This is a genomic window from Paracoccus versutus (genome assembly GCF_029909795.1).
Taxonomy (GTDB): domain Bacteria; phylum Pseudomonadota; class Alphaproteobacteria; order Rhodobacterales; family Rhodobacteraceae; genus Paracoccus; species Paracoccus versutus.
Window position 1 is genome coordinate 2,330,017 of record NZ_CP038197.1, and the last position, 26,462, is coordinate 2,356,478.

The following is a 26,462-nucleotide window of genomic DNA, read 5'->3' on the forward strand; positions in this document are numbered from 1 at the left end:
GTGTCGGGGTCTCATATCCCGGTCGCGGGCGCGGCAAAACCCTGCATGAAGGCGCGGATGTCGCGGGTGGCCCGCGCCCGCGCCTGCGCGTCGAACTCCAGCGGCGACAGCGACGAGCGTTCGCGCTGGTCGAAGCCGTGGTTGACGGCGGGATAGGTGGTGACGGCCAGATGCGCGCCCTGGGCGACCAGATCCTCGGCCATCCGGCGGCAATCGGCGGAATCGGTGATCGAATCCAGTTCGGCCAGCAGCATCAGCCCCCGCACATGGCCGGGCCAGGGCCCCTTGGCCGCGCCGTTCAGCAAGCCGCAATAGGGATAAAGCAGCACGACCGGGCCAAGCTGCGCGGCAAGGCTGCCGGGCGGCGCGGGCCAGGCGGTCAGGCCGGGCGGCGGCTCGCCTTCGCCCAGCGCGCGCAGCAGCTCCATCGCCGTCCAGCCGCCATGCGAGGCGCCAAGCAGCGCCACGTCCGAGCCGTCGATGCCCGGCATCTCGCGCAGCGCGGCCAGCGCCACGGCCAGGTCTCCGGCGCGCTCGGCCCCCGGCAGCACCTGCCCGGCACAAAGCGCGCGCCAGGCCTGCGCCTTGTCCAGAAGCCGCGGCGCGTGGCTGTCCAGGATCAGCGCCGCCCGGCCCATGGCCAGGAACTGCCGCGCCCAATAGTCCATGTTGTCATGCACCCCGTCGCAGCCCGACAGCAGCACCGCGGCGGGATGCGGGCCGGGGCCATCCGGCCGCAGGATGTGCCAATGCGGCTTCAGCCGGGCCAACCGCTCGGCCGGGGTCTCGGTCGCGGGCTGCCAGCCGGCATAGTTGCGCGCCGTGTTCAGCCCCAGCGCCAGGGCCACCAGCGCCGGCAGCGCCAGCGCCAGGATCAGCCGTTTGCGCATCCGAGCCTGCCCTCCTGGCCGCAGATCGCCTTGAGCCTTTCGCTGTCGGCGGCCGTCCAGCCCTCGGGCGCGGTGACGGCGACCCAGCCGTCGATATAGTCGCGGGCGTGATAGCTGTGGCCGAAGCCCGGCGGCGCCGAGGTCGAGACCAGCATGTCCACCGCCAGCTGCAGCTGCGTCACCACCGGGGTGAAGCGCAGCCGGGGCGAGACGTCGGGCGCCGGCGCCTCGTGCATCCATTCCGGCGCCCGCCACAGCGAGGCGGGGTCGTAGAACACGATCGGGTCGCTGGCATATTGCAGGAACAGGATGCGCAGCCGCCCCCAGGGCCGGCCCGAGCGGTCGGGCGGCGCATATTGGCTGGCATAGCGGATCACCTCGCCCTCATCCAGCTCGGGCAGGACGAAGCGGCTGCCGGGCTGGCGCGCGCCATTGGCCTGCCGCCACAGGGTCGAGGTAAAGGGCGGGCCCACCCAGAAGGCGCCCGCCACCGGCTCGTTCATCATCTGGAACGGGTTGAAGGCATACATCGAGGACCAGGCGCCCAGCGAGATGCCGTGCAGATACAGGCGCGGCCGGCGGTCCGGGGGCAGGTGGCGCCAATGCTCATAGACCGCGCGCATCAGCGCCGTGGTCTGGTCGAGGCCGGATTCGGTCTCGAAGATCAGGGCCAGCGGGCTTTGCAGATAGGAATATTGCACCGCCACCGTCGCCACGTCGCCGCCATGCATGTATTCCAGCGCGTCGTAGCTGGCGGGGTCCATCCAGCCGGTGCCGGTGGGGCTGGCCAGCACCAGCACCTTGCGGTCGAAGGCGCCCACGCGCAGCATCTCGTCCAGCGCCGCCTGGGCGCGGGCCTGGGGATCCTTGTCCTGGGCCAGGCCGACATAGATGCGCAGCGGCTCCTTGGCCGGGCGGCCGGTAAAGCCCGAGATGGCGCGGGCGCGCGGGCCGCCCAGCACGAAGTCGCGCCCCGGCTTGCCCATCAGCTCCCAGTCGATGCCGGAGGCGGCCGAGCCGGGCTGCCAGGGCTCGGCGGGCGGCGGCACGCTGGGGTCGGTCAGGTGCTGGGCCGCGGCATAGGAGCTGTCGGCGATGCGCATCGCCCCGTTCACCACCCCGTCGCGGGTCAGCGTCACCACGATCAGCACCGCCAGCAGCAGGCCCAGCACATTGGCGCTGCGCACCGGGATATAGCGCGCCAGCCGCAGCCGCAGCAGGTCGAACAGCGCCTGGATCGCCTTGCCGGTCACGAAAAGCACCAGAAAGACCGCCAGCGCCAGGGCCAGCATCTTGGCGGTGTTGTTGACCTCCAGATCCGGCATGCCCATGCGGGCGCGGATGCTGTTCTGCCATGCGCCCGACAGGATCACCCCGCGCCCCAGCAGCACCAGCACCGGCACCGCCAGGACGGCATGGGCGATGCGCGCCGGCCGGCCCCGCAGCACCGGCAGCTCCAGCGCGCGCCACAGCGCCAGCAGGAACTGGGTCATGACATAGCCCGCCGCCATCGACACCCCGGCCAGCACCCCTTGCATCAGCCAGTCCCGCGGGATTAGCGAGGGCGTGAGCGAGGCGGCCATGAACAGCAGGCCGGCAAGAAGGGGCAGCACGGAAAACATCTCTGGCCTGGCGTCCCTGGGGCTGGGCCCGCGGCGGCGGCGGGCGGGTTTCGGCGGCAACGACCGCGGGAAGGGGCCGGGCTCTGCCGGACGGCCCGCCCCGCCCCTCCGTTCCGGGCCAAGGTTAAGGGCGGGCCGCGGCAAAGAAAAGCGCTTCCCTTCGCCAGCGGGTTCCCGTTTCCGGCTGGCGCTACGGGGCGCCGGCACCCGCGCGCCTGCCGCACGGGCACAGGGCACCGTCCCCGTCCAACGGCGGCGGCCGCGCCCCAGCGAAGCGTCGCCTGGGTATTTGGAAAACGGAAAGAAGGGCGGTCGCGCGAACCATGGCACGGGCCTGTGTTTCTTCGTTCCACAAATACTCATCCGGCCGCACACTATTCCCGAGCGTTGAAAAGGATGCGCAAGGGCCCAGCCCACCCCAGCACCGCCCGAACACGCGCGGGGCCCTGCAGGTGGTGGGAGGCTGTCGCCGCTTGCAACACGACCGACAAGCGCGGCCGTGCCGATCTTCGCCTGCTGGATCGGCGTCGCGGCGGGAAGCTGCGCTGGAAAAGAAAATGGCGGCCGGGGTGATCCGACCGCCCCGCCTTCGACTTGCGAGGACCAATCACCAGTCAATCGTCTCAGGCAGAATGAAATATGGGGTCAGAGAGGGGGTTCCTCCAGGACAGGGATCAGCCTCAGGGTCGAGCCCGATACGACCGAAGCCCAGAACCGCCTTCACCAGCTGGCGAAGCCCATGGATCAGCGCCGACCGTTCTTCGCCCACCCGGAGCCGCCACGCGCGGGGCGCTGCAAGGCGTCTTCACCGTTTCCCAATATTCATGCGGCCTTGCAGGCATTCCCACGCCCGAAGCGGGGCGCAGCGGGGTGCAGCCCGCCCCACGCCTTCGTCATCGCCGCGACAGCTTGGCCGATTTCGCCACCAGCATCTTGCGGCGCAGGGGCGAGAGGTGATCGACATAAAGCCGTCCGTCCAGATGGTCGATCTGGTGCTGCACCGAGGTCGCCCAGAGGCCGACGAAATCCCGTTCCTCGATCTCGCCCTGGGCGTTCAGGAAGCGCACGGTGACGGCGCGCGGCCGCTCGATCCGGGCCGAGACGCCGGGCAGGTTCGGGCTGGCTTCCTCATGCGGGCGCAATTGCACGCTGGCGTGCAGGATCTCGGGATTGGCCATGCGCACCGCCTGGCCGCGCTTTTCGGATGCGTCCACCACCGCCAGCCGCTGCATGATGCCGATCTGCGGCGCGGCCAGGCCGACGCCGGGCATCGCCTCCATCGTGTCGATCATGTCGTCCCAGATCATCCGCACGGTCTCGGTGATCGCGGGGACCGGCTCGGCCGGGATGTGCAGCCGGCGGTCGGCATAGGGCAGGAGGGGGCGGACGGTCATCGGGCGGCCTTGTCAGGAATGCCCGCCCGGCTATCACGGCGGCGGGCGAAGGTAAATCCGGCCGAGCGCTGCCCGTGCCGGGCATGGGCCGGCCATCGGCGGCCGTCAGGTTCGTGCCGTCGCGCATGGGCAAGCGCCAACGGCCGGCCAGGCCCGGCGGGAAGGCACGGGATTTCGGAGAGCATGAACAGCGCCGCCCGGCGGTCTGCCCCGGCCTGGCGCCCGACGGGATGGCTCAGCGCACGCCGGAATCCTCGGGGCCTTCCAGCGTATCGAGGATCAGCCGGCCGTCCAGGTGATCGGCCTCGTGCTGGGCGATGCGGGCCTCGATCCCGGCCAGGGTCAGGACCTGCATCGCCCCCGCCAGGTCGAAGCAGCGCATCGAGATCGTGACCGGCCGCGTCACCGCGACCGGCCGGCCGGGGATCGAGAGGCAGGCTTCCTCGATCGTCTCGACCTCGCCGCCCAGGGCCAGGATCTCGGGGTCCATGACCACGCGGGGCAGGGGGGTGCCCTCCTTCCAGCCGTGGTCCATGACGAAGATGCGCCAGCCCTCGCCGATCTGCGGCGCGGCAAGGCCGCGGCCGCCGGCGTGATACATGGTCGCCAGCAGGTCGGCCGCCAGCTGCGAGACCTCGTCCCAGCCCAGCCGCCCGACCGGCGCGCAGATGCGGCGCAGCGCCGGGTCGGGGTGGATCAGGATCGGGCGGATGCGCCCCTGCGCGGCAAGCCGGGCCGGATCGGGGCCCTGGGACGCCTGCGCGGCATCCTCGCCCGACAGGGGCTCAGGCACGCGCGCGCTCGCGTTTCAGCTTGACCATCTTGCGGGTGATCATCTGCCGCTTGATCGGGCCGAGATAGTCGATGAACAGCTTGCCGTCGAGGTGGTCGATCTCGTGCTGGGCGCAGGTGGCCCAGAGCCCCTCGAAATCGCGCTCATGCGTCTTGCCGTCCAGGCCCAGCCAGCGCACCTTGACCTCGGCCGGGCGGGTCACGTCGGCATATTGCTCGGGAATCGACAGGCAGCCCTCCTCATAGGTGTTCAGCGCCTCGGAACGCCAGGTGATCTCGGGGTTGACCATGACGATGGGGTTGCGCGGCGCCTCGGGATCCTTTTCGCAATCCATGACGTAAAGCCGCGACAGCACGCCCACCTGCGGCGCGGCCAGGCCCACGCCCGGCGCGTCGTACATGGTGGCCAGCATGTCTGCGGCCAGGGTCTCGATCTCGGGGGTGATGCGGGCCACGGGCTCGCAGGGCTTCTTCAGCCGCGGATCGGGATGGAGGATGATGCTGCGCAATGTCATGCCCGTGATCTAGGGCAAGCCTTGGCCTTGCGCAACAAGCCGCTATGCTGCCCCGAACAGAAAGCGCCCGAACGGAAAACAAGGGGAAACCATGGCCCAGCCCGATTTCGACGAGATCATCGACCGCACCGGCACCCATTGCTCGAAATGGGACGACATGCAGGCGATCTACGGCGTCTCGCCCGGCGACGGGATTGCGATGTGGGTCGCGGACATGGACTTCCGCCCGCCGGCCCCGGTGCAGCGCGCGGTCGAGGCGATGGCCGCGCATGGGATCTATGGCTATCCCGGCGCCAACCCGGACTATGTCGGGGCGATCCGCTGGTGGATGGACAGCCGCCACGGCTGGCAGGTCGAGCCGGAGTGGATCCTCTCGGCGCATGGGCTGGTGAACGGCACGGCGATCTGCGTCGATGCCTTCACCCAGCCGGGCGACCGGGTGATCGTCATGACCCCGGTCTATCACGCCTTCGCCCGCGTCATCCGCGCCTCGGGCCGCGAGGTGGCCGAGTTCCCGCTGGCCCTCCAGGACGGCCAGTATCGCATGGACTGGGAGGGCTGGCAGCGCCTGCTGACCGGGCGCGAGCGGATGCTGATCCTGTGTTCGCCGCATAACCCCGGCGGAAGGGTCTGGAGCGCCGAGGAACTGCGCCAGGTCGCTGATTTCTGCGCCGCCCATGACCTGATCCTGGTCTCGGACGAGATCCACCACGACCTGGTCATGCCCGGCAGCCCGCGCCATCGCGTGCTGGCGACCGTCGCGCCCGAGGCCGCGCCGCGGCTGGTGACGCTGACCGCCGCCACCAAGACCTTCAACATCGCCGGCGCCCATATCGGCAACCTGATTGTCGCCGACGAGGGGCTGCGCAAGCGCCTGCAGGGCCGGCTGATGGCGCTGGGCATCTCGCCCGGCCTGTTCGGGCCGGGCATGGTCGCCGCCGCCTATTCGCCCGAGGGCGCGGCCTGGGTCGATGCGCTGGTGGCCTATCTGGACGGCAACCGGCGGCTGTTCGACGAGGGCGTGAACGCGATCCCCGGCATCCGCTCGATGCCGCTGCAGGCGACCTACCTGGCCTGGGTCGATTTCTCGGGCACCGGCATGGAGCGGGCCGAGTTCACCCGGCGGGTCGAGCAGGGCGCGCGTATCGCCGCGAACCACGGCGGCACCTTCGGCACGGGGGGCGAGGACTTCCTGCGCTTCAACATCGCCACGCCCCGCGCCCGCGTGGCCGAGGCGGTGGCGCGGCTGCAAGAGGCGTTCCGCGACCTGCAATGAGGCGGCTGGGCGGGATCTTCTCGGCGCTGTGCCTGGCGGCGGTCCTTGGGGGGCTGTGGCTGCTTTGGGCGCCGCAGCCCGCGCCCGTCCCGGTGCCGCAGCCGCCGGCGGCGGGCTGGCACTGGCCGCGCCTGCCCGATCTGCGCCTGCCCGAGTTCCGGCTGCCGCGCATCGCGCTGCCGCCGATCTTCCAACGCCCGCCCCTGCGGCCGGATGCGCCCATCGCCTCGCCGGTCGAGCGCATCCTGGTCGAGAAATCCGCCCGCCGCATGACGGTGTATCAGGAAAGCGGCCCGCCCCGGACCTTTCGCATCGCGCTGGGCTTTTCACCCCAGGGCGACAAGAGCCGCGAGGGCGACGGCCGCACGCCCGAGGGCATCTTTCGCATCGACCGGCTGAACCGGCAAAGCGCCTATCACCTGTCGCTGGGCATCGACTATCCGCAGCCCCGCCACCGCGAGGCGGCGCGCGCCCTGGGCGTCAGCCCCGGCGGCGACATCATGATCCACGGCCAGCCGAACCAGGTGCCCGAGGGGTTTCGGGTCAAGGGCGACTGGACCGCCGGCTGCATCGCCGTCGACAATGCCGAGATCGCCGAGATCTTCGCCCATGCCCGCATCGGCACCGAGGTCGAGATCCGGCCCTGAGACGCGACCCGGCGCGACGCCTTGCCGCAGCCCTTGCCCAAGGATAAGGCAGGGGCATGACGTCCAATCGCTACGCCCCCCATCTGCGCGCGACGCTCGCGCTCGGCCTGCCGCTGGTCGGCAGCCACCTGGCCCGCATGGCCATCCATGTCGCCGATACCGTCATGGTCGGCTGGTATGGGGTCGAGGAACTGGCGGCGCTGGTCATCGCGGTGTCCTTCTTCAACATCCTGTTCTTCCTGGGCATGGGCTTCGGCATCGGCGTCATGGGGCTGATCGCCACCGCCATCGCGCGGGGCGACGAGGTCGAGGTGCGCCGCTCGGCCCGGATGGCGCTGTGGCTGTCTTTGGCCTTCGCCGTGGCGGTGGTCCCGGCCATGTGGCATTCCGAGCCGATCCTGCTGGCCATCGGGCAGGAGCCGGTGGTGGCGCGGCTGGCGCAGGACTACCTGCGCATCGCCGGCTTCGGCCTGATCGCCGTGCTGTGCCAGCTGACGCTGAACAGCTACCTGGCGGCGATGGAGCGGCCGCAGGTGGTGCTGTGGATCACGCTGGCGGGGCTGCCGCTGGTGATCGTGCTGAACTGGCTGCTGATCTTCGGCAATCTGGGCGCGCCGGAACTGGGGGTGCGCGGCGCCGCCATCGCCGCCATCGCGGTGCAGTTTTCGCAGCTTCTGGCGATCGCCGCCTATGCGGCCTGGCTGCCGGCCGCGCGCAAATACCAGCTGTTCCGGCGATTCTGGCGCCCCGACTGGGCGGGGATGCGGGCGGTCTTCGTGCTGGGCCTGCCGATCGGGCTGACCATGGTGGCCGAGGGCGGGCTTTTCGTCGGCTCGAACGTGATGATGGGCTGGATCGGCACGCGCGAGCTGGCGGCGCACGGGATCGCGCTGCAGCTCGCCTCGCTGACCTTCATGCTGCACCTGGGCATGTCGAACGCGGCCACGGTGCGCATCGGCCAGGCCAAGGGCCGCGGCGACGCCCGCTGGATGCGCGACGCGGGGGTGACGGTGACGGCGGTCTCGGTGGTGATCGCCGCGCTGGCGGTGGCGGCTTTCGAGCTGTTCCCGCGCCAGCTGGTCGGGCTTTACCTGGACGCCTCCCACCCCGAGACCCCGGCCATCGTCGAGATCGCGGCGGGGCTGCTGTTCTATGCCGGGCTGTTCCAGCTGATGGATGCGATGCAGGTGATCGGGCTGGGGCTGCTGCGCGGGGTGCAGGACACGCGCGTGCCCATGGTGATCGCGGCGGTCAGCTATTGGCTGGTCGGCATCCCGGTGGCCTACGGGCTGGCCTTCGTCGCCGGGATCGGCCCGGCCGGCTTGTGGCTGGGGCTGGTCGCGGGCCTCAGCCTGGCCGCGGTGCTGCTGATGCGCCGCTTCTGGCGCGGGCTTGCGCGCGGGGACTGGACCCGCGAGGCGCGCGCGGTCTAGTCTGGCGCCGCAAGAGATCGAGAGGTTCGCCATGCGCCCGGTTTTCGTCCAGTTCCGTTGTTCGCCCGGCAAGACCTACGAGGTCGCCGACGCGATCTATGACCGCGAGATCGTCAGCGAGCTTTACTCGACCTCGGGCGATTACGACCTTCTGGCCAAGATCTATGTGCCCGAGGACCAGGATGTCGGTCATTACCTGTCCGAAAAGCTGTTCGACATCCCGCATATCGTGCGGACGCTGACGACGATCACCTTCAAGGCGTTCTAGCGAGTCTTGGCGCCGCCGCGCCTGCGGCACCATGGGGCTTCGCCCCGCTCGTCGCTGAAAAAGGTCCGGCGGACCTTTTTCCGGGCGCTCCTCGCCCCCCAGGATATTTGAACACGAAAGAAGCCGGCAGGCGGGCGCGCCCTTGCGCGGGGGCGGGGTTTGGGGTTTCTGTGGCGCCATGACGCGCTTTCGCTTTGCCCCCATTCCCGCCGCGCTGCCGGCGACGGTCCCCTTCACCGGCCCCGAGGCGCTGGAGCGGCGCCGCGGCGCGCCCTTCCGCGCCCGGCTGGGCGCCAACGAGAACGGCTTCGGCCCCTCGCCCCAGGCGGTGGCGGCCATGGCGCGGGCGGCGGCGGAGGTCTGGAAATACGGCGACCCCGACAGCCACGACCTGCGCCATGCGCTGGCCGCGCATCACGGCGTCGGGCCCGAGAACATCATGGTCGGCGAGGGGATCGACGGTCTCCTGGGGCTGCTCGTGCGGCTGATGGTGGCGCCGGGCGAGGTGGTGGTCAGTTCGGACGGCGCCTATCCGACCTTCAACTATCACGTGGCGGGCTTTGGCGGCCGGCTGGTCAAGGTGCCTTATCGCGACGATGCCGAAGACCCCGAGGCGCTGGCCGCGGCCGCGCATCGCCATGGCGCGCGGCTGGTCTATCTGGCGAACCCGGACAACCCGATGGGCAGCTGGCATCCCGGCCGCCGCATCGAGGCCATGCTGGACGCCCTGCCCGAGACGAGCCTGCTGGTGCTGGACGAGGCCTATGCCGAATTCGCCCCCTCCGACGCCATCCCCCGCATCGACGCCGAGGACGGGCGGGTGATCCGGTTCCGCACCTTTTCCAAGGCCCATGCCATGGCGGGGGCGCGGATCGGCTATGCCATCGGCCCGGCGGAGCTGATCGCCGGCTTCGACCGCATCCGCAACCATTTCGGCATCGGCCGCATCGCCCAGGCCGGCGCTCTGGCCGCGCTGGGGGACGCGGACTGGCTGGCCCATGTCCTGGCCGAAACCGCCGCCGCCCGCGCGCGGATCGCCGCGATCGCGCGCGAGAACGGGCTGGCGGCGCTGCCCTCGGCCACGAATTTCGTCGCCATCGACTGCGGCCGCGACGGCGCCTTCGCCCGCGCCCTGCTGGAGGCGCTGGCGCAGGAGGGCATCTTCGTGCGCATGCCGGGCGTCGCGCCGATGGATCGCTGTATCCGCGTCTCCTGCGGCCCGGAGCCGGAGATGGCCGCCCTGGCCGAGGCCCTGCCCAGGGCGCTTGGGGCGCTGTGCTGAGCGTTTCTCCGTTCTGAAAATACTCCCGCGGCCGCGCCGCTCGCGCCGGTCAGTCGAGGGGTAGCGCCGTGGTCGCCTTCAGCTCCTCCATCGAGAGAAGCGCCGTGACGTTGTGGATCCTCACCTCGGAAATCAGCGCCTGGTAGAAGCGGTCATAGGCCCGCGCATTGCGCACCCGCACCTTCAGGATATAGTCGATGTCGCCGGCCAGCCGGTGCGCCTCGATCACCTCGGGGCGGGCGCGCACCGCGGCCAGGAAGCGGCGCGCCCATTCCGGGTCGTGTTCGCTGGTGCGGATCAGCACGAAGAAGCAGGCGTCGAGCCCCAGCGCATCGGGGTCGAGCAGGGCCACCTGGCCGCGGATCACCCCCGCCTCGCGCAGCTTGCGAATCCGGTTCCAGACCGGGGTCTTCGAGGCCCCCACCCGCGCCGCGATGTCATCGAGCGACAGCGTGGCGTCCTCTTGCAGCAGGGACAGGATTTTGCGGTCGGTGTCGTCGAGCCGGATGGGAGTTTGCCTGTTGTCGCTCATCGTGAAACCTGGTCCTTGCTGTGCCGCTGACATGCGGAGATGTTTCTTATTTTTTCGCCCCACTCGTCAATATGGGGGATTTTTTTCTATATAGATGCCAGAGGAAACGAAAGGCAAAGGCCATGTCCAAAGGCTTCACCCCATCCCCCGCGACCCCCGGCGTCATCACCGCGAATGACCTGCGCATGGGCCATTGCGTGTGGATGCGTGACGGCAAGTGGACCGCAGACCCGCGCGAGGCCGAGCTGTTCGAGGACGAGGCCATCGCCGAGCTGGCGCTGCTCGACGCGACCTCTCAGGCCCATCTCGTCGTCGGCCCCTATCTGATCGAAGCGAAGCGTGGGGCCGACGGCCGGCCCGAGCCGGCCCATTTCCGCGAGGCGTTCCGCCGCAGCGGCCCCACCCATCGCCATTTCAAGCAAGCCGAGTTCGAGGCCAGCAATGTTTGACGCACGTCCCCAGCACAACGACCAGCATCGCGAATACCTGCGCCACCGCACCCAGCAGTTCCGCCGCCAGGTCGAGCGCCGCCTGGACGGCAGCCTGACCGAAGAGGAATTCCGGCCGCTGCGGCTGAAGAACGGCGTCTACCTGCAGCTGCATTCCTACATGTACCGGGTGGCGATCCCCTATGGCGCGCTGACCCCGGACCAGATGCGCATGCTGGGCCATGTGGCCGAGCGCTGGGACCGCGGCTATGGCCATTTCACCACCCGCACCAATATCCAGTTCCACTGGCACAAGCTGGTCGACATCCCCGATTCCATGGAGGCGCTGAATTCGGTCGGCATCCACAGCATCCAGACCTCGGGCAACACCATCCGCAACGTCAATGCCGACGCCTTTGCCGGCGCCGCCGCCGACGAGCTGGAGGATCCGCGCCCCTGGGCCGAGCTGATCCGCATCTGGTCCACCGACCATGCCGAATTCCAGTTCCTGCCGCGCAAGTTCAAGATCTCGGTCTCGGCCGGCAAGCAGGACCGCTCGGCGGTCTCGGCCTATGACATCGGGCTGCGCATCGTCGAGAAGGACGGCCAGCGCGGCTTCCAGGTCTGGGTCGGCGGCGGGCTGGGCCGCACGCCCTACCTGGGCCAGGTGATCCGCGAATTCCTGCCGCAGGCCGACCTGCTGCCCTATCTGGAGGCGATCCTGTCGGTCTACAACCTGACCGGGCGGCGCGACAACAAGTGGAAGGCACGGATCAAGATCACCGTGAACGAGCGCGGTCTTGACGTGTTCCGCGCCGATGTCGAGGAAGAGTTCAAGCACCGCCGCCAGCAGTTCTCGGGGCTGGATCAGGAGATCCTGAACGACCTGCGCGCCCAGTTCGCGCCGCCGGAATTTCTCGACGCCCCGGTCGAGGGCTATGAGGCGGCGCGGGCGGCGAACGGCGCCTTCCGGTCCTGGACCGACACCAACCTGCATCCGCACCGCATTCCGGGCTATGCCAGCGTCATCGTCACGCTGAAGGCGCCGGGTGCCACGCCGGGCGACATGAGCGCCGACCAGATGCGGCTGGTGGCCGACCTGGCCGAGCGGCTGGCCCATGGCGACATCCGGGTGAACCACGACCAGAACCTGGTCCTGCCCCATGTGCGCAAGGCCGACCTGCCCGAGATCTACGAGGCGTTGCGCGCGGTCGGGCTGGCCACGGCGAATTTCGGCAAGATCACCGACATCATCTCTTGCCCGGGCATGGACTACTGCACCCTGGCCACCGCGCGCTCGATCCCGATCGCGCAGGACATCGCCGCGCATTTCCGCGCCCGCGGCCTGGAGGACGAGATCGGCGAGATGAAGATCCGCATCTCGGGCTGCATCAACGCCTGCGGCCATCACCACCTGGGCCATATCGGCATCCTGGGCCTGGACCGGGCGGGGGTCGAGAACTACCAGATCACGCTGGGCGGCGACGGCTACGAGACCCCGACGCTGGGCCAGCGCGCCGGTGCCGGCTTCCCGGCCGACGAGGTGGTGCCGGCCATCGACCGGCTGGTCGATGCCTATCTGGAACTGCGCGAATCGCCCGAGGAACGCTTCATCGACGCCTATCGCCGTCTGGGGGTGGCTCCGTTCAAGGCGGCGCTGTATCCGGCCGATGCTTGATCAGACGCTGGATGCCCGCGCCGCGCGGCTGAACGACCGCTATCGCCATCACGCCGCGACCGAGGTGCTGCGGCGTGCGCTGCGCGACCCCGACCTGGGCTCGACCACGCTGGTCTCGTCTTTCGGGGCGGAATCGGTGGTGCTGTTGCACATGGTCTCGGTGGTGGCGCCGGGGACGCCGGTGCTGTTCATCGACACGATGATGCTGTTCCAGGAGACGCTGGACTATCAGCTTGAGGTGACGGAAAGGCTGAAGCTGACCGATGTGCGGGTGATCCGCGCCACCGAGCGCGAGGTGGCGCTGAACGACCCGGACGGGACGCTGCACCAGTTCAACACCGACGCCTGCTGCGATTTCCGCAAGACCGTGCCGCTGGAACGCGAGCTGGCAAGGTTCGATGCCTGGATCACCGGCCGCAAGCGCTTCCAGGGCGGCGAGCGCCAGCAGCTGGAGTTCTTCGAATCCGAGCCGCCGTCGCGGCTGCGCATCAACCCGCTGGCCCATTGGCGTCCGCAGGACGTTCAGGACTACATGGCCGAGAACAACCTGCCGCGTCACCCGCTGGTCGCCAGGGGCTATGCCTCGATCGGCTGCGCGCCCTGCACCTCGCCGGTCAAGCCCGGCGAAGACCCGCGCGCCGGCCGCTGGCGGGGCAGCCAGAAGACCGAATGCGGCATCCATTTCATCGGCGGGCGCATGGTCCGCACAGGAGCGAAGGCATGAGCGATTTCTTTCTGGTCCGCGATGACGGCTTCCACCCCCATGACGGAGCCGAGCCCGTCACCCTGGCGCCCGATACGAAGCCGGCCGATCTCGAGGCCTATCTGGCGCATGACCTGATCGCCATCGACTTCCCGGCCATGACCGACGGGCGCGGCTTTTCGCTGGCCCGCCTCCTGCGCCAGAAGGGCTACAAGGGCCGGCTGCGCGCGGTCGGCAAGCTGATCTCGGACCAATATGCCATGGCCCGCCGCGTCGGCTTCGACGAGGTGCAGATCACCGCCGCCCTGGCCGAGCGCCAGCCGCAGGACCAATGGCTCTATCGCGCCGATTGGCGCGACTGGGACCATCGGTCGCGGCTCGCCGGCTGAAACCTGGGGTTTCGCCCCGCCCTCCCATGCATTAGATAGACCGGGAATCCCGAACATGACACTGGATCTTTCCGTGGACCTTGCCGCCAAACCCGCCAAGACGTTGCCTGACGCCCAGACCGTGACCTCGGTCAGGCACTGGACGGACCGGCTGTTCTCGTTCCGGGTGACGCGGCCGGCCAGCCTGCGCTTCCGTTCGGGCGAATTCGTGATGATCGGCCTGCCGGACGACAACGGCAAGCCGATCCTGCGCGCCTATTCCATCGCCTCGCCCAACTGGGACGAGGAGCTGGAGTTCTATTCGATCAAGGTGCCGGACGGGCCGCTGACCTCGCGGCTGCAGAACATCCAGCCGGGCGACCAGATCATCCTGCGCCCCAAGCCCGTGGGCACGCTGGTGCTGGACGCGCTCCTGCCCGGCAAGCGCATGTGGTTCCTGGCCACCGGGACCGGCATCGCGCCCTTCGCCAGCCTGATGCGCGACCCCGAGACCTATGAGCGCTACGAGCAGGTGGTGATGATGCATACCTGCCGCACCGCCGACGAGCTGGCCTATGGCCGCGAACTGGTCGAGAACCTGAAGCGCGACCCGCTGCTGGGCGAGCTTTACGGCGAGGAATTCGCCAGCCGGCTGCTGTATTACCCGACGACGACGCGGGAAGAGACGCAGTACATGGGCCGGATCACCGACAACCTGACCTCGGGCAAGGTATTCCGGGATCTGAACCTGCCGCCGATGGATGCGACAAATGACCGCGCCATGATCTGCGGCAGCCTGGCCTTCAACACCGATGTCAAGGCGGTGCTGGAAGGGTTCGGCCTGCGCGAGGGCGCGAACAGCGATCCCAAGGAGTTCGTGGTCGAGAAGGCCTTCGTGGGCGACGGCATCTGAGCGTCGCGCGGGGGGCTTTGCCCCCCACGCCTCAGGCGCCCCCCGATGGGGCGCATGAGGCGTTCCCCCCAGGATATTTGGACACGGAAGAAGCCCGGCGTTGACAGTTCGCCGGGCGATGCCCATGTTCCGGCGCCGAATCAAGCGAAGGAATCTTCATGCCCGTCGTCGTCGTTGAATCTCCGGCCAAGGCCAAAACGATCAACAAATACCTGGGCGACGACTATACGGTTCTGGCCTCGTTCGGGCATGTGCGCGACCTGCCGCCCAAGGATGGCAGCGTCGATCCCGAGGCGGATTTCGCCATGAAATGGGAAGTCGCCGCGGAATCGAAAAAGCACGTCAAGGCGATCCGGGACGCGCTGGCCTCGGACCCGAACCTGATCCTGGCCACCGACCCCGACCGCGAAGGCGAGGCGATTTCCTGGCACCTGCTGGAAACGCTGGCGCCGGCCCTGAGGAAGGGCGCCGAGGTCAGCCGCGTCACCTTCAACGCCATCACCAAATCCGCCGTGACCGAGGCCATGGCGCGGCCGCGCCAGATCGACCAGCCGCTGGTGGATGCCTATCTGGCGCGCCGGGCGCTGGACTACCTGGTCGGCTTCAACCTGTCGCCGGTCCTGTGGCGCAAGCTGCCGGGCGCCAAGTCGGCGGGCCGGGTGCAATCGGTCGCCTTGCGCATCATCGTCGACCGCGAGATGGAGATCGAGGCCTTCAGGCCGCGCGAATACTGGTCGGTCCATGCCCGGCTGGCGACGCCGCGCGGCGACGAATACGACGCGGCGATGACCGTCTTCGGCGGCAAGAAGCTGGAACGCTTCGACATCGCCACCGAGGAGCAGGCGCAGCTGGCCGTGGCCGCCATCGCCTCGCGCGATCTCAGGGTCGCCAGCGTCGCTGCCAAGCCGGCGAGCCGCAATCCCTGGCCGCCCTTCATGACCTCGACCCTGCAGCAGGAGGCCAGCCGCAAGCTGGGCCTTGGCGCGCGGGCCTGCATGTCGGCGGCGCAGCGCCTCTACGAGGCCGGGCACATCACCTATATGCGGACCGACGGCATCGACATGGCGCCCGAGGCGGTGATGGCGGCGCGCGACGCGATCAAGGCGCGCTTCGGGGCGGAATACCTGCCGAAATCGCCGCGCATGTACAAGAACAAGGCCAAGAATGCGCAGGAGGCGCATGAATGCATCCGGCCGACCGACATGATGCTGTCGCCCGACAGGCTGCCGGTTTCGGACAAGGACCAGAAGGCGCTTTACGACCTGATCTGGAAGCGGACGCTCGCCAGCCAGATGGAATCGGCGCGCATGGAGCGCACCACGGTCGAGATCGCCTCGGCCGACGGCCAGGTCGGCCTGCGCGCCAACGGCCAGGTGATGCTGTTCGACGGTTTCCTGCGGGTCTATGACCAGGGCCGCGACGACGAGGAGGACGAGGACAGCCGCCGCCTGCCGCTGATTCACGAGGGCGAGGCGGCCGAGAAGCGCGCGGTCACGCCCGAGCAGCATTTCACCCAGGCCCCCCCGCGCTATACCGAGGCCACGCTGGTCAAGCGCATGGAAGAGCTGGGGATCGGCCGTCCCTCGACCTATGCCTCGATCATCGGCACGATCCAGGACCGCGACTATGTCCGCAAGGAGCAGAACCGCCTGATCCCCGAGGACAAGGGCCGGCTGGTCACGATCTTCCTGCAGAAATACTTCCCGCGCTATGTCAGCTACGACTTCACCGCCAATCTCGAGGGGGAGCTCGACGACATCTCCTCGGGCGAGCGCGCCTATCGCGAGGTGCTGCGCCGTTTCTGGCGGGATTTCACCGCCGCGCTGGAGGGCACGTCCGAGCTGCGCATCACCGAGGTGCTGGAGGCGATCGACGAGGCGCTGGCGCCGCATCTCTACCCGCCGCGTCCCGACGGCTCGGACCCGCGCGAATGCCCGCTCTGCCACAAGGGGCGGCTGCATCTGAAGACGGCGCGTTCGGGCGGGGCCTTCATCGGCTGCACGAACTATCCCGATTGCCGCTTTACCCGTCCGATCAGCTCGCCGGATGCCGAGGTGGTGGGCGACACCGTGCTCGGCGTGGACAATGGCGACCAGATCAGCCTGAAGAACGGCCGCTTCGGGCCTTACGTCCAGCGCGGCGAGGCCACGGCCGAACAGCCGAAGCCGCCGCGCGCCTCGATCCCCAAGGGCTGGGACCTGGCCTCGGTCGATCTGGAATGGGCGCTGGCGCTTCTGGCCCTGCCGCGCGAGATCGGCCCGCACCCCGAAGACGGCGTGCCGGTCGAGGCCGGGATCGGCCGCTATGGCCCCTATGTGAAGCATGGCGCGAAATACGCCAACCTGCCGGAGGTGGACGAGGTCTTCACCATCGGCATGAACCGTGCGGTCGAGGTGCTGGCCTCGAAGCAGGTGCGGGGCAGGGCGGCTGCCGCCGCGCCGCTGGCGGAACTGGGCGAGCACCCCGAGGGCGGGCCGGTGCAGGTGATGAGTGGCCGCTATGGCCCCTATGTCAAATGGGGCAAGGTCAATGCGACGCTGCCCCGCGACCTGGAGCCCGGCGCGGTCACGCTGGAGCGCGCGCTGGAGCTGATTGCCGAGAAGGCCGCGAAATCCGGCAAGAAGCCGGCGAAGAAGGCTGCCGCGAAAAAGCCCGCCGAAAAGAAGACCGCCGCCAGGAAGCCGGCTGCGGCCAAGGCGAAGAAGGCCGGCTAAGACGCCCGGCTGCGCGGTTGCGTCATGGGTATTTGAGCAACGAAGAAGCGGCGATTGCGCTGGAAATCGGGCGCTGCTCGGGTCTTCTCTGTTCTTCAAATACCCATGACGCGAGCGGGACGCTGGCGCAACGCCGCGGTTTTCGCTTTTTGATCCGCGCCGTTCTGCTGCTAGGCTCGACCCGCAAGGGTTGAGCGGAGGGCGCCATGAAGGATCGAATCGTCGGAATGGGCCGTGCGGCGGCCATCGTGCTGGCGGGCTCTCTCGGGCTGCCTGTTGCGGCGCAGGAGGCTGCGATCTTTGACGCCATGGACCGGATCCATCCGGTCTGGGCGGAAAGCGGCATGGTCTCGGCGCAGGAGCGGCTGGCGGCCGAGATCGGCCGCGACATCATGGCCAGGGGTGGCAATGCGGTCGATGCGGGCGTGGCCGTGGCCTTCGCCCTGGCCGTCACCCTGCCGCGCGCCGGCAATATCGGCGGGGGCGGCTTCATGCTGGTCCATGACGCCGAAACCGGCCAGACCCATGCCATCGACTATCGCGAGATGGTGCCGCAGGGCGCCTCGCGCGACATGTTCCTGGACGCGGCGGGCGAGGCCGACAGCGAGAAGTCGCTTTACAGCGGTGCGGCCTCGGGCGTGCCGGGGACGGTGGCGGGGATGAAGCTGGCGCTGGACAGATACGGCAGCATGGGCTGGGCCGAGGTGATCGCCCCGGCGATCCGGCTGGCCGAGGAGGGCATCACCGTCACCCCGGAGCTTGCCGACAGCATCGCGGCCGAGCGCGATCATCTGGAGAAGTTCCCCTCGAGCGCCGCCATCTTCTTCAAGGAGGGCGGCGCGGCCTATCGGCCCGGCGACCGGCTGGTGCAGGCCGACCTGGCGGCGACGCTGAAGAAGATCGCCGCCGAGGGGCCGGACGGTTTCTACAAGGGCGAGGTGGCCGAGGCCATCGCCCGCGCCGTGCAGGAGGCGGGCGGGCTGATCACGGTCGAGGACATGGCCGCCTACAAGCCCGTCGAACGCGAGCCGGTGCGGGGCAGCTATCGCGGCCATGAGGTGGTCTCGATGCCGCCGCCATCCTCGGGCGGGGTGCATCTGATCCAGATCCTGAACGCGCTCGAGGGCTATCCGATCGGCGCGCTGGGGCAGAATTCCGGCGAGACCATCCACCTGATGGCCGAGGCGATGAAGCTGGCCTATGCCGACCGCTCGGAATACCTGGGCGACCCGGATTTCGTCGACGTGCCGGTCGCGGCGCTGACCAGCAAGGATTATGCGGTCGAGATGCGGCGCAGAATCAGCGCCGATTTCGCCACGCCTTCGGTGATGATCGGGCCGGCGGACCTCGCGCCCTACGAATCCGACCAGACCACGCATTTCTCGGTGGTGGACAAGCAGGGCAATGCGGTCTCGAACACCTATACCATCAACCTGAACTATGGCTCGGGGCTGGTGGCGGGGGGCACGGGCGTGCTGATGAACAACGAGATGGACGATTTCTCGGCCAAGCCCGGCGTGCCCAACGCCTTCGGCCTGGTCGGCGGCGACGCAAACGCGGTCGAGCCGGGCAAGCGGCCGCTGTCGTCGATGACGCCGACCATGGTGCTGAAGGACGGCAAGGTCTGGCTTGTCACCGGCTCGCCCGGCGGGGCGCGGATCATCACCACGGTCCTGCAGGTGGTCATGAACATGATCGACCACGGCATGAACGTGGCCGAGGCCTCGACCGCGCCGCGCGTCCATCACCAATGGCTGCCCGACGAGTTGCGGCTGGAGGAGGGGATCAGCCTCGACACCATCCGCATCCTGCAGGGCAAGGGCCACAGCGTCGCGGTCAAGGAGGCGATGGGCTCGACCCAGTCGATCCTGCGCGACCCGCGGACGGGCACGCTTTACGGCGCCTCGGACCCGCGCCGGCCGGATGCGGCGACGCTGGGCTACTGAGCCAGGTAGTCGCGCAGCGCGACGGCGTTGTTGTGCTCGGTGTCCCTGGCGCCGTAGAGCAGCGTCACCGGGCCCTTGCGGATCAGCTGGCGCAGCTCGCGCAGGGGTTCGGGATTGGCGTCCAGTTCCGCGGCATAGCGGCGGCGGAACTCGGGCCATTTCTTCGGGTCGTGGTCGAACCAGTGGCGCAGGTCGTCCGAAGGGGCGATGTCCTTCAGCCAGAGATCGGCCCCCAGCGTCTCGCGGCTGATCCCGCGCGGCCAGATGCGGTCCACCAGCACCTTGCGCCCCTCGTCCTGCGAGGGGGGCGGGTCATAGGCGCGGCGAAGGAAGATGTCGGTCATGGCAAGCCTCTTTCCAAGGGAAATTCCCCGATGGCCCGCCGGGTTCCCTGTGCCTGGCCGGGTTTTCGGCGGCGGTGCGGCGGGCCGCAGGGCCCGGACCGGGCAGGTCGCGGGTGCGGGTGGGTGCGGGGTTGCCGGCGCGAGTCGGCCCTGCGGGCGGGGCCAAAGGGTTCGGGCTCGCATCGGCAGGAAAAACCGACTAAAATACCCTGTGATCCGGCGCCGGGGGCGCGCGGTTTTGTCGCGTTGCAGGTGCCGCAAAGCCGGCCTGACGCTGGGTGGCACCGTTGACCATATCCGCGACCGGGGATAAACGGACCTTAGCCAAACCCATCGCGGGACGCCAGTCGGGTTCCTGCGAGCGAAAGGGAGCCCAACCCAGTGGAATACCTGCTGCAAGAATACCTGCCGATCCTGGTTTTTCTGGGAATGGCCTCGGCGCTTGCCATCGTGCTGATTCTGGCGGCCGCGGTCATCGCCGTGCGCAACCCGGACCCGGAGAAGGTCAGCGCCTATGAATGCGGCTTCAACGCTTTCGACGACGCGCGGATGAAGTTCGACGTGCGCTTCTACCTGGTGTCGATCCTGTTCATCATCTTCGACCTGGAAGTCGCTTTCCTGTTCCCCTGGGCGGTCAGCTTTGCCAGCCTGTCGGACGTGGCCTTCTGGGGCATGATGCTGTTCCTGGGCGTCCTGACCGTGGGTTTTGCCTATGAATGGAAGAAGGGGGCGCTGGAATGGGCGTGATGACCGGCCTGAACACCGCAGGCGCCGACCGTGACGTCGCCACGGCCGAGTTGAACCGCGAGCTGCAGGACAAGGGCTTCCTGCTGACCACGACCGAGGACATCATCAACTGGGCGCGCAACGGCAGCCTGCACTGGATGACCTTCGGCCTGGCCTGCTGCGCGGTCGAGATGATGCAGACCTCGATGCCGCGCTATGACCTGGAACGCTTCGGCACCGCGCCGCGCGCCAGCCCGCGGCAGTCGGACCTGATGATCGTCGCGGGCACCCTGACCAACAAGATGGCGCCGGCGCTGCGCAAGGTCTATGACCAGATGCCCGAGCCGCGCTATGTCATCTCGATGGGCAGCTGCGCCAACGGCGGCGGCTACTATCACTATTCCTATTCGGTGGTGCGCGGCTGCGACCGCATCGTGCCGGTGGACATCTACGTTCCCGGCTGCCCCCCGACCGCCGAGGCGCTGCTCTACGGCATCCTGCAACTCCAGCGCCGCATCCGGCGCACCGGCACGCTGGTGAGGTGAGCCATGTCCGAAGCCCTCTCTGACGCCGCCCTGCTGGAACTGGCCGAGCATATCGCGCTGCGCCGCGAGAACGACGTGATCTCGACCCAGGTCGCCTTTGGCGAGCTGACGGTGAATGCGACGCTCTCGGGCGTGATCGGCCTGATCGAGTTCCTGCGCAACGATCCGAACTGCCGCTTTTCCACGCTGATCGACATCACCGCGGTGGACAACCCGGCGCGGCCGGCGCGCTTCGACGTGGTCTATCACCTGCTGTCGATGTATCAGAACCAGCGCATCCGGGTGAAGGTCCAGGTGCGCGAGGACGAGCTGGTGCCCAGCCTGACCGGCGTCTTTCCCGGCGCCAACTGGTATGAGCGCGAGGTCTTCGACCTGTTCGGCATCCTGTTCTCGGGCCATGCCGACCTGCGCCGCATCCTGACCGACTACGGCTTCCGCGGCCATCCGCTGCGCAAGGACTTCCCGACGACCGGCTATACCGAGGTGCGCTGGAGCGACATCGAGAAGCGGGTGGTCTACGAGCCGGTGAACCTGGTTCAGGAATACCGCCAGTTCGACTTCCTGTCCCCCTGGGAGGGCGCGAAATACGTGCTTCCGGGCGACGAGAAGGCGCCGGAGGCGAAGAAGTGACCGCAGCCGCGCAGCCTGCCTGCGCGCCACGCATCGGATTTGAGGGCTGACCATGGACGGCGACATCCGCAAGAACAGCTATGACGACGGCTCGATGGACGCCCTGACCGGCGAGCAGAGCATCCGCAACTTCAACATCAACTTCGGCCCCCAGCACCCGGCCGCCCACGGCGTGCTGCGCATGGTGCTGGAGCTGGACGGCGAGATCGTCGAGCGCGCCGACCCGCATATCGGCCTGCTTCACCGCGGCACCGAGAAGCTGATGGAAAGCCGCACCTATCTGCAGAACCTGCCCTATCTGGACCGGCTGGACTATGTGGCGCCGATGAACCAGGAACATGCCTGGTGCCTGGCGATCGAGCGGCTGACCGGCACCACGATTCCGCGCCGCGCCAGCCTGATCCGGGTGCTCTACTCGGAAATCGGCCGCATCCTGAACCACCTGATGGGCATCACCACCGGCGCCATGGACGTGGGCGCGCTGACCCCGCCGCTCTGGGGCTTCGAGGCGCGGGAAGAGCTGATGATCTTCTACGAGCGCGCCTGCGGGGCGCGGCTGCATGCGGCCTATTTCCGGCCCGGCGGCGTGCACCAGGATCTGCCGCCCGACCTTCTGGACGACATCGAGGAATGGTGCGAGCGCTTCCCCAGGCTGGTCGACGACCTCGACACGCTGCTGACGGAAAACCGCATCTTCAAGCAGCGCCTGGTCGACATCGGCATCGTGACCGAGGACGACGCGCTGGACTGGGGCTATAGCGGCGTCATGGTGCGCGGCTCGGGCCTGGCCTGGGATCTGCGGCGGTCGCAGCCCTATGAATGCTATGACGAATTCGACTTCCAGATCCCGGTCGGCAAGAACGGCGACTGCTACGACCGCTATTTGTGCCGCATGGCCGAGATGCGCGAATCCTGCAAGATCATGCAGCAGGCGGTCCGCAAGCTGCGCGCCGAGCCCGCGGGGGACGTGCTGGCCCGCGGCAAGCTGACGCCCCCCAGGCGCACCGAGATGAAGCGCGACATGGAAAGCCTGATCCATCACTTCAAGCTTTACACCGAGGGCTTCCGGGTCCCGGCCGGCGAGGTCTATGCCGCCGTCGAGGCGCCCAAGGGCGAGTTCGGCGTCTACATCGTCGCCGACGGCACCAACAAGCCCTGGCGCGCCAAGCTGCGTGCGCCCGGCTTCGCGCATCTCCAGTCGATCGACTGGATGTCGCGCGGCCACATGCTGGCCGACGTCCCGGCGATCATCGCCACGCTCGACATCGTTTTCGGAGAGGTTGACCGCTGATGCTGCGCCGTCTGTCCCCCATCCAGCCGGACTTGTTCGAGTTCACGCCCGCCAACCTGGACTGGGCCCGCGCCCAGATGACCAAATACCCGGAAGGCCGCCAGCAATCGGCGATCATCCCGGTCCTGTGGCGCGCCCAGGAACAGGAGGGCTGGCTGAGCCGCCCGGCCATCGAATATTGCGCCGACCTGCTGGGCATGCCCTATATCCGGGCGCTCGAGGTCGCGACCTTCTATTTCATGTTCCAGCTCCAGCCGGTGGGTTCGGTCGCGCATATCCAGATCTGCGGCACCACCACCTGCATGATCTGCGGCGCCGAGGACCTGATCCGGGTTTGCAAGGAAAAGATCGCGGCCGAGCCGCATGCGCTGTCGGCCGACGGCCGCTTTTCCTGGGAAGAGGTCGAATGCCTGGGCGCCTGCACCAATGCGCCCATGGCCCAGATCGGCAAGGATTTCTACGAGGACCTGACGGCCGAGAAACTGTCGGCGCTGATCGACCGCTTCTCGGCGGGCGAGGTGCCGGTGCCGGGTCCGCAGAACGGCCGCTTCTCGGCCGAGGCCCTGGGCGGCCCGACCGCGCTGGCCGATCTCAAGGGCGGCGAGGCGCATAACGCCAGCGTGGCGCGGGCGCTGCGGCTGGGCGACACGATCAAGCGCATCGACGGGACCGAGGTGCCGATCACGACGCCTTGGCTGGCGGCGCAGAACGGCGTCTGATCGAAAGGGGGCGGGCTGGTCGCGATGGAACGGGCAGAGTGCAACAGGAACTGCTGGATCTCGGCGGCAATCGCCGGGGTGGTGGTGCTGCTGTTCACCGCCGGCATCGGCGACCTGCACTGGCTGGCCGGGCTGTTCCTGGGCATCGTGACCTTCGTGCTGTTCGGGGCGCTGATGGTCTGGCTGGTCTGCCACGAGCGGCCCGAACTGTTCGAGGACGGCCCCGGCCTGACCGGCACCGACTGGCAGCGCGCCGCGGTGGACCGCCAGCCCGAGACGCTGCTGGTCAGCGGCTCTCTGGGGCCCGAGCCCTTCACCTCGGGCACGCAGATGCCCATCGTCGCCGGGACCATGCCCTCTTCGGAGCCGCCGCCCGTAGTCGCGCCCGCAGCCGTGCCTGCAGCCGCCGCCAAGCCCGTGCCGGGCGCCGACGACCTGCAGCGGATCAAGGGGATCGGCCCCAAGATCTCGGACTGGCTGAACGCGCAGGGCGTGACGCGCTATGACCAGATCGCCGCCTGGGATGCCGCCACCGTCGCCGATTTCGCGCAGCGGCTGGGCCGGATGGGCGGGCGGATCGAGGCCGACGACTGGGTCGGCCAGGCGAAATTGCTGGCGGCGGGGGGCGAGACCGGCCATTCCCGCCGCATCGACAAGGGCGGGGCCGCGTGATGGCCCGCCCGGCAGGACATGCGGCGTCGCAGGCGGATTGGGCCGCCGCGGCGGATGCCCGGCAGATGCGTCTGGTGGCGGTGGTGATCGCCGTCACCATGGCGCTGTGGCTGGGGGTGCAATGGCTGGGGGGCCAGCAGGACTGGCCCGCGAAATATGCCTTTCTCGCCGATCTTGCGGCGATGGGGGCCTTGATCTGGTCGCTTTTGGTGACCTTTCGGATCTGGCGGCGGCGCAAGGCGTCCTCGCAGGGACAAGGATAAGACGATGCTGAACGATCAGGACCGGATCTTTACGAACCTCTACGGCATGGGCGACCGCAGCCTGGCCGGCGCCCGCAAGCGCGGCCATTGGGACGGCACCGCCGCGATCATCCAGCGCGGCCGCGACAAGATCGTCGACGAGATGAAGGCCTCGGGCCTGCGCGGGCGGGGCGGCGCGGGCTTCCCCACCGGCATGAAATGGTCCTTCATGCCCAAGGAATCGGACGGCCGGCCCTCCTATCTGGTCATCAACGCCGACGAATCCGAGCCCGCGACCTGCAAGGACCGCGAGATCATGCGCCACGATCCGCATACGCTGATCGAGGGCGCGCTGATCGCCAGCTTCGCCATGGGCGCGCACGCCGCCTATATCTATATCCGCGGCGAGTTCATCCGCGAGCGCGAGGCGCTGCAAGCCGCCATCGACGAATGCTATGACGCGGGCCTGCTGGGCCGGAACGCGGCCCAGTCGGGCTGGGATTTCGACCTCTACCTGCATCACGGCGCCGGCGCCTATATCTGCGGCGAGGAAACCGCGCTGCTGGAATCGCTGGAAGGCAAGAAGGGCATGCCGCGCATGAAGCCGCCCTTCCCGGCCGGCGCGGGCCTCTATGGCTGCCCGACCACGGTGAACAACGTCGAATCCATCGCCGTGGTGCCGACCATCCTGCGCCGCGGCCCGGAATGGTTCGCAAGCTTCGGCCGCCCGAACAACGCGGGCGTGAAGCTTTTCGGCCTGACCGGCCATGTCAACACCCCCTGCGTGGTCGAAGAGGCCATGTCGATCCCCATGCGCGAGCTGATCGAGAAGCATGGCGGCGGCATCCGCGGCGGCTGGAAGAACCTCAAGGCGGTGATCCCCGGCGGCGCCTCCTGCCCGGTGCTGACGGCCGAGCAATGCGAAAACGCCATCATGGATTATGACGGCATGCGCGAGCTGCGCTCGTCCTTCGGCACGGCCTGCATGATCGTCATGGACCAGTCCACTGATGTGGTGAAGGCGATCTGGCGGCTGTCCAAGTTCTTCAAGCACGAAAGCTGCGGCCAATGCACCCCCTGCCGCGAGGGCACCGGCTGGATGATGCGGGTGATGGAGCGCCTGGTGCGCGGCGATGCCGAGATCGAAGAGATCGACATGCTCTTCGACGTCTCCAAGCAGGTCGAGGGCCACACCATCTGCGCGCTCGGCGATGCGGCCGCCTGGCCGATCCAGGGCCTGATCCGCAATTTCCGCGAAGAGATCGAGGACCGGATCAAGGCCAAGCGCAGCGGCCGCATGGGCGCGATGGCGGCGGAGTAGGCGACGATGGCGACCGGCCCCCTCATCCCGGCATGGCGGACCCCCCAGGGGGAAAGCCCGCGCCTGCGCGCGCGCCGGTGGGGCCGGATCACGGCGCCCTCACGGCTTGGTGCCGAACCTTCGGGGCGGCCGCATGTTATGGCAAAAGGCCATGACAAGGAGGCTATTGCCATGAAGCTGATCCCCGCCGTTCTGATCGCCGCGACGCTTGCCACACCCGCAGCCGCGCTGGAGCCGCTGGCCCAGGAGAAATACATCAACGACCGGCTGATCGCCGCGCGCATCGCCGACCGCATCCGCCGCACCTGCCCCAGCATCGACGGCCGCATCCTTTATGCCTATGGCGAGGCGCGCAAGCTCAAGCGCTATGCCGAGACCAAGGGCTATTCCCGTGCGCAGATCGACGCCTTCCTGGACAGCAAGGCGGACAAGGCGCGCATCTATGCCGTGGCCGAGGACTATCTGGCCCGCCAGGGCGCCAAGGCAGAAGACCCCGAGAGCTTTTGCCGCGTCGGCCGGCAGGAGATCGCGCGCAATACCGTAATCGGCAGCCTTTTGGTGGCGAAATGAA

At 68.6% G+C, this 26,462-nt stretch carries 28 protein-coding genes and 1 pseudogene; 22 read left to right on the plus strand and 7 right to left on the minus strand.

Annotation, left to right across the window (positions count from 1 at the left end; genetic code table 11):
- Window positions 1-11 precede the first annotated feature (11 nt).
- From E3U25_RS22835 to def (E3U25_RS22855), 5 genes are all read right to left on the minus strand, one after another.
- Window positions 12-890, minus strand: coding sequence for a dienelactone hydrolase family protein (locus tag E3U25_RS22835; protein ID WP_116222968.1), 879 nt, complete (start codon window positions 888-890; stop codon window positions 12-14).
- Window positions 875-2,512, minus strand: a complete 1,638-nt coding sequence (locus tag E3U25_RS22840; RefSeq protein WP_072460982.1) for an alpha/beta hydrolase — start codon at window positions 2,510-2,512, stop codon at window positions 875-877. The genes E3U25_RS22835 and E3U25_RS22840 overlap by 16 nt, the downstream gene beginning before the upstream one ends.
- A gap of 893 nt (window positions 2,513-3,405) precedes the next feature.
- Complete coding sequence (gene def / locus E3U25_RS22845; protein WP_116222967.1) at window positions 3,406-3,906, minus strand: peptide deformylase; 501 nt, start codon at window positions 3,904-3,906, stop codon at window positions 3,406-3,408.
- A 235-nt stretch (window positions 3,907-4,141) separates the two neighbouring features.
- Window positions 4,142-4,699 carry a peptide deformylase gene (locus E3U25_RS22850; RefSeq protein ID WP_116222966.1) on the minus strand — a complete coding sequence of 186 codons (558 nt, stop codon included), beginning with the start codon at window positions 4,697-4,699 and terminating at the stop codon, window positions 4,142-4,144.
- Window positions 4,692-5,213, minus strand: coding sequence for a peptide deformylase (gene def / locus E3U25_RS22855; protein WP_114534805.1), 522 nt, complete (start codon window positions 5,211-5,213; stop codon window positions 4,692-4,694). Before def (E3U25_RS22855) ends, E3U25_RS22850 begins: the two co-directional genes overlap by 8 nt.
- A gap of 91 nt (window positions 5,214-5,304) precedes the next feature.
- Here def (E3U25_RS22855) and E3U25_RS22860 point away from each other — a divergent pair, with 91 nt between their 5' ends.
- From E3U25_RS22860 to E3U25_RS22880, 5 genes are all read left to right on the plus strand, one after another.
- The gene (locus E3U25_RS22860; protein ID WP_116222965.1) at window positions 5,305-6,489 is read left to right on the plus strand and encodes a MalY/PatB family protein; all 1,185 of its coding nucleotides are present in this window, start codon (window positions 5,305-5,307) and stop codon (window positions 6,487-6,489) included.
- Window positions 6,486-7,136, plus strand: coding sequence for a L,D-transpeptidase family protein (locus E3U25_RS22865; RefSeq protein ID WP_116222964.1), 651 nt, complete (start codon window positions 6,486-6,488; stop codon window positions 7,134-7,136). The genes E3U25_RS22860 and E3U25_RS22865 overlap by 4 nt, the downstream gene beginning before the upstream one ends.
- Before the next feature lie 56 nt (window positions 7,137-7,192).
- Window positions 7,193-8,569, plus strand: coding sequence for an MATE family efflux transporter (locus tag E3U25_RS22870; protein WP_116222963.1), 1,377 nt, complete (start codon window positions 7,193-7,195; stop codon window positions 8,567-8,569).
- A gap of 31 nt (window positions 8,570-8,600) precedes the next feature.
- Window positions 8,601-8,837 carry an Lrp/AsnC ligand binding domain-containing protein gene (locus E3U25_RS22875; RefSeq protein WP_028713408.1) on the plus strand — a complete coding sequence of 79 codons (237 nt, stop codon included), beginning with the start codon at window positions 8,601-8,603 and terminating at the stop codon, window positions 8,835-8,837.
- A 178-nt stretch (window positions 8,838-9,015) separates the two neighbouring features.
- Window positions 9,016-10,119, plus strand: a complete 1,104-nt coding sequence (locus tag E3U25_RS22880) for a pyridoxal phosphate-dependent aminotransferase (protein WP_116222962.1) — start codon at window positions 9,016-9,018, stop codon at window positions 10,117-10,119.
- Between the two features lie 49 nt (window positions 10,120-10,168).
- Here E3U25_RS22880 and E3U25_RS22885 read toward each other — a convergent pair whose 3' ends face one another.
- A complete protein-coding gene (locus E3U25_RS22885; RefSeq protein ID WP_036760216.1) occupies window positions 10,169-10,651 on the minus strand; it encodes an Lrp/AsnC family transcriptional regulator in 483 nt (160 codons plus the stop codon).
- 122 nt (window positions 10,652-10,773) lie between these two features.
- Between E3U25_RS22885 and E3U25_RS22890 the strand changes: the two genes are divergently transcribed.
- The 8 genes from E3U25_RS22890 to ggt all read left to right on the plus strand — a co-directional run bounded on the left by E3U25_RS22890 (window position 10,774) and on the right by ggt (window position 19,401).
- Complete coding sequence (locus E3U25_RS22890; RefSeq protein WP_036760214.1) at window positions 10,774-11,100, plus strand: DUF2849 domain-containing protein; 327 nt, start codon at window positions 10,774-10,776, stop codon at window positions 11,098-11,100.
- Window positions 11,093-12,757 (plus strand): nitrite/sulfite reductase, encoded by a 1,665-nt coding sequence (locus tag E3U25_RS22895; RefSeq protein ID WP_072460977.1) that lies wholly within the window; start codon window positions 11,093-11,095, stop codon window positions 12,755-12,757. Before E3U25_RS22890 ends, E3U25_RS22895 begins: the two co-directional genes overlap by 8 nt.
- Window positions 12,750-13,481, plus strand: coding sequence for a phosphoadenylyl-sulfate reductase (locus E3U25_RS22900; RefSeq protein ID WP_036760210.1), 732 nt, complete (start codon window positions 12,750-12,752; stop codon window positions 13,479-13,481). The genes E3U25_RS22895 and E3U25_RS22900 overlap by 8 nt, the downstream gene beginning before the upstream one ends.
- Window positions 13,478-13,849: a DUF934 domain-containing protein gene (locus E3U25_RS22905; RefSeq protein WP_116222961.1), complete on the plus strand. Its 372-nt coding sequence runs from the start codon at window positions 13,478-13,480 to the stop codon at window positions 13,847-13,849. Before E3U25_RS22900 ends, E3U25_RS22905 begins: the two co-directional genes overlap by 4 nt.
- 55 nt (window positions 13,850-13,904) lie before the next feature.
- A complete protein-coding gene (locus E3U25_RS22910; RefSeq protein WP_072460976.1) occupies window positions 13,905-14,741 on the plus strand; it encodes a ferredoxin--NADP reductase in 837 nt (278 codons plus the stop codon).
- 158 nt (window positions 14,742-14,899) lie between these two features.
- Window positions 14,900-17,455 (plus strand): type I DNA topoisomerase, encoded by a 2,556-nt coding sequence (gene topA, locus E3U25_RS22915; protein ID WP_116222960.1) that lies wholly within the window; start codon window positions 14,900-14,902, stop codon window positions 17,453-17,455.
- A 32-nt stretch (window positions 17,456-17,487) separates the two neighbouring features.
- Window positions 17,488-17,649 (plus strand): hypothetical protein, encoded by a 162-nt coding sequence (locus tag E3U25_RS22920; RefSeq protein WP_166435610.1) that lies wholly within the window; start codon window positions 17,488-17,490, stop codon window positions 17,647-17,649.
- A 12-nt stretch (window positions 17,650-17,661) separates the two neighbouring features.
- On the plus strand, window positions 17,662-19,401 hold the full coding sequence (ggt, locus tag E3U25_RS22925) for a gamma-glutamyltransferase (RefSeq protein ID WP_181180824.1): 1,740 nt from the start codon (window positions 17,662-17,664) through the stop codon (window positions 19,399-19,401).
- Here ggt and E3U25_RS22930 read toward each other — a convergent pair.
- Window positions 19,395-19,745 (minus strand): DUF488 domain-containing protein, encoded by a 351-nt coding sequence (locus E3U25_RS22930; protein WP_036751410.1) that lies wholly within the window; start codon window positions 19,743-19,745, stop codon window positions 19,395-19,397. The genes ggt and E3U25_RS22930 overlap by 7 nt on opposite strands.
- A gap of 381 nt (window positions 19,746-20,126) precedes the next feature.
- On the opposite strand from E3U25_RS22930, the gene E3U25_RS22935 reads away from it, so the two are divergent.
- From E3U25_RS22935 to E3U25_RS22975, 9 genes and pseudogenes are all read left to right on the plus strand, one after another.
- Window positions 20,127-20,492: an NADH-quinone oxidoreductase subunit A gene (locus E3U25_RS22935; RefSeq protein ID WP_036751408.1), complete on the plus strand. Its 366-nt coding sequence runs from the start codon at window positions 20,127-20,129 to the stop codon at window positions 20,490-20,492.
- The gene (locus E3U25_RS22940; protein ID WP_024843170.1) at window positions 20,483-21,016 is read left to right on the plus strand and encodes a NuoB/complex I 20 kDa subunit family protein; all 534 of its coding nucleotides are present in this window, start codon (window positions 20,483-20,485) and stop codon (window positions 21,014-21,016) included. The genes E3U25_RS22935 and E3U25_RS22940 overlap by 10 nt, the downstream gene beginning before the upstream one ends.
- Before the next feature lie 3 nt (window positions 21,017-21,019).
- Window positions 21,020-21,646: an NADH-quinone oxidoreductase subunit C gene (locus tag E3U25_RS22945; RefSeq protein ID WP_036751406.1), complete on the plus strand. Its 627-nt coding sequence runs from the start codon at window positions 21,020-21,022 to the stop codon at window positions 21,644-21,646.
- A gap of 52 nt (window positions 21,647-21,698) precedes the next feature.
- A complete protein-coding gene (locus E3U25_RS22950) occupies window positions 21,699-22,937 on the plus strand; it encodes an NADH-quinone oxidoreductase subunit D (protein ID WP_072460973.1) in 1,239 nt (412 codons plus the stop codon).
- Window positions 22,937-23,635, plus strand: a pseudogene (gene nuoE, locus E3U25_RS22955) (NADH-quinone oxidoreductase subunit NuoE); the annotation flags it as partial. The gene E3U25_RS22950 and the pseudogene nuoE, both read left to right, overlap by 1 nt.
- Before the next feature lie 45 nt (window positions 23,636-23,680).
- Window positions 23,681-24,328 carry a hypothetical protein gene (locus E3U25_RS22960; protein ID WP_116222957.1) on the plus strand — a complete coding sequence of 216 codons (648 nt, stop codon included), beginning with the start codon at window positions 23,681-23,683 and terminating at the stop codon, window positions 24,326-24,328.
- Window positions 24,328-24,591, plus strand: coding sequence for a DUF5337 domain-containing protein (locus E3U25_RS22965; RefSeq protein ID WP_116222956.1), 264 nt, complete (start codon window positions 24,328-24,330; stop codon window positions 24,589-24,591). The genes E3U25_RS22960 and E3U25_RS22965 overlap by 1 nt, the downstream gene beginning before the upstream one ends.
- A gap of 4 nt (window positions 24,592-24,595) precedes the next feature.
- Window positions 24,596-25,891 (plus strand): NADH-quinone oxidoreductase subunit NuoF, encoded by a 1,296-nt coding sequence (nuoF, locus tag E3U25_RS22970; protein ID WP_036751396.1) that lies wholly within the window; start codon window positions 24,596-24,598, stop codon window positions 25,889-25,891.
- A 171-nt stretch (window positions 25,892-26,062) separates the two neighbouring features.
- Complete coding sequence (locus E3U25_RS22975) at window positions 26,063-26,461, plus strand: DUF5333 domain-containing protein (protein ID WP_072460972.1); 399 nt, start codon at window positions 26,063-26,065, stop codon at window positions 26,459-26,461.
- The last annotated feature ends 1 nt before the right edge of the window (window position 26,462 follow it).

Excerpts from the sequence above, each read along its gene's own strand:
- E3U25_RS22835 (WP_116222968.1), bottom strand. The coding sequence starts at position 890 with ATGCGCAAACGGCTGATCCTGGCGCTGGCGCTGCCGGCGCTGGTGGCC.
- E3U25_RS22840 (WP_072460982.1), bottom strand. The coding sequence starts at position 2,512 with ATGTTTTCCGTGCTGCCCCTTCTTGCCGGCCTGCTGTTCATGGCCGCC.
- def (WP_116222967.1), bottom strand. The coding sequence starts at position 3,906 with ATGACCGTCCGCCCCCTCCTGCCCTATGCCGACCGCCGGCTGCACATC.
- def (WP_114534805.1), bottom strand. The coding sequence starts at position 5,213 with ATGACATTGCGCAGCATCATCCTCCATCCCGATCCGCGGCTGAAGAAG.
- E3U25_RS22860 (WP_116222965.1), top strand. The coding sequence starts at position 5,305 with ATGGCCCAGCCCGATTTCGACGAGATCATCGACCGCACCGGCACCCAT.
- E3U25_RS22865 (WP_116222964.1), top strand. The coding sequence starts at position 6,486 with ATGAGGCGGCTGGGCGGGATCTTCTCGGCGCTGTGCCTGGCGGCGGTC.
- E3U25_RS22870 (WP_116222963.1), top strand. The coding sequence starts at position 7,193 with ATGACGTCCAATCGCTACGCCCCCCATCTGCGCGCGACGCTCGCGCTC.
- E3U25_RS22875 (WP_028713408.1), top strand. The coding sequence starts at position 8,601 with ATGCGCCCGGTTTTCGTCCAGTTCCGTTGTTCGCCCGGCAAGACCTAC.
- E3U25_RS22880 (WP_116222962.1), top strand. The coding sequence starts at position 9,016 with ATGACGCGCTTTCGCTTTGCCCCCATTCCCGCCGCGCTGCCGGCGACG.
- E3U25_RS22885 (WP_036760216.1), bottom strand. The coding sequence starts at position 10,651 with ATGAGCGACAACAGGCAAACTCCCATCCGGCTCGACGACACCGACCGC.
- E3U25_RS22890 (WP_036760214.1), top strand. The coding sequence starts at position 10,774 with ATGTCCAAAGGCTTCACCCCATCCCCCGCGACCCCCGGCGTCATCACC.
- E3U25_RS22895 (WP_072460977.1), top strand. The coding sequence starts at position 11,093 with ATGTTTGACGCACGTCCCCAGCACAACGACCAGCATCGCGAATACCTG.
- E3U25_RS22900 (WP_036760210.1), top strand. The coding sequence starts at position 12,750 with ATGCTTGATCAGACGCTGGATGCCCGCGCCGCGCGGCTGAACGACCGC.
- E3U25_RS22905 (WP_116222961.1), top strand. The coding sequence starts at position 13,478 with ATGAGCGATTTCTTTCTGGTCCGCGATGACGGCTTCCACCCCCATGAC.
- E3U25_RS22910 (WP_072460976.1), top strand. The coding sequence starts at position 13,905 with ATGACACTGGATCTTTCCGTGGACCTTGCCGCCAAACCCGCCAAGACG.
- topA (WP_116222960.1), top strand. The coding sequence starts at position 14,900 with ATGCCCGTCGTCGTCGTTGAATCTCCGGCCAAGGCCAAAACGATCAAC.
- ggt (WP_181180824.1), top strand. The coding sequence starts at position 17,662 with ATGAAGGATCGAATCGTCGGAATGGGCCGTGCGGCGGCCATCGTGCTG.
- E3U25_RS22930 (WP_036751410.1), bottom strand. The coding sequence starts at position 19,745 with ATGACCGACATCTTCCTTCGCCGCGCCTATGACCCGCCCCCCTCGCAG.
- E3U25_RS22940 (WP_024843170.1), top strand. The coding sequence starts at position 20,483 with ATGGGCGTGATGACCGGCCTGAACACCGCAGGCGCCGACCGTGACGTC.
- E3U25_RS22945 (WP_036751406.1), top strand. The coding sequence starts at position 21,020 with ATGTCCGAAGCCCTCTCTGACGCCGCCCTGCTGGAACTGGCCGAGCAT.
- E3U25_RS22950 (WP_072460973.1), top strand. The coding sequence starts at position 21,699 with ATGGACGGCGACATCCGCAAGAACAGCTATGACGACGGCTCGATGGAC.
- E3U25_RS22960 (WP_116222957.1), top strand. The coding sequence starts at position 23,681 with ATGGAACGGGCAGAGTGCAACAGGAACTGCTGGATCTCGGCGGCAATC.
- E3U25_RS22965 (WP_116222956.1), top strand. The coding sequence starts at position 24,328 with ATGGCCCGCCCGGCAGGACATGCGGCGTCGCAGGCGGATTGGGCCGCC.
- nuoF (WP_036751396.1), top strand. The coding sequence starts at position 24,596 with ATGCTGAACGATCAGGACCGGATCTTTACGAACCTCTACGGCATGGGC.
- E3U25_RS22975 (WP_072460972.1), top strand. The coding sequence starts at position 26,063 with ATGAAGCTGATCCCCGCCGTTCTGATCGCCGCGACGCTTGCCACACCC.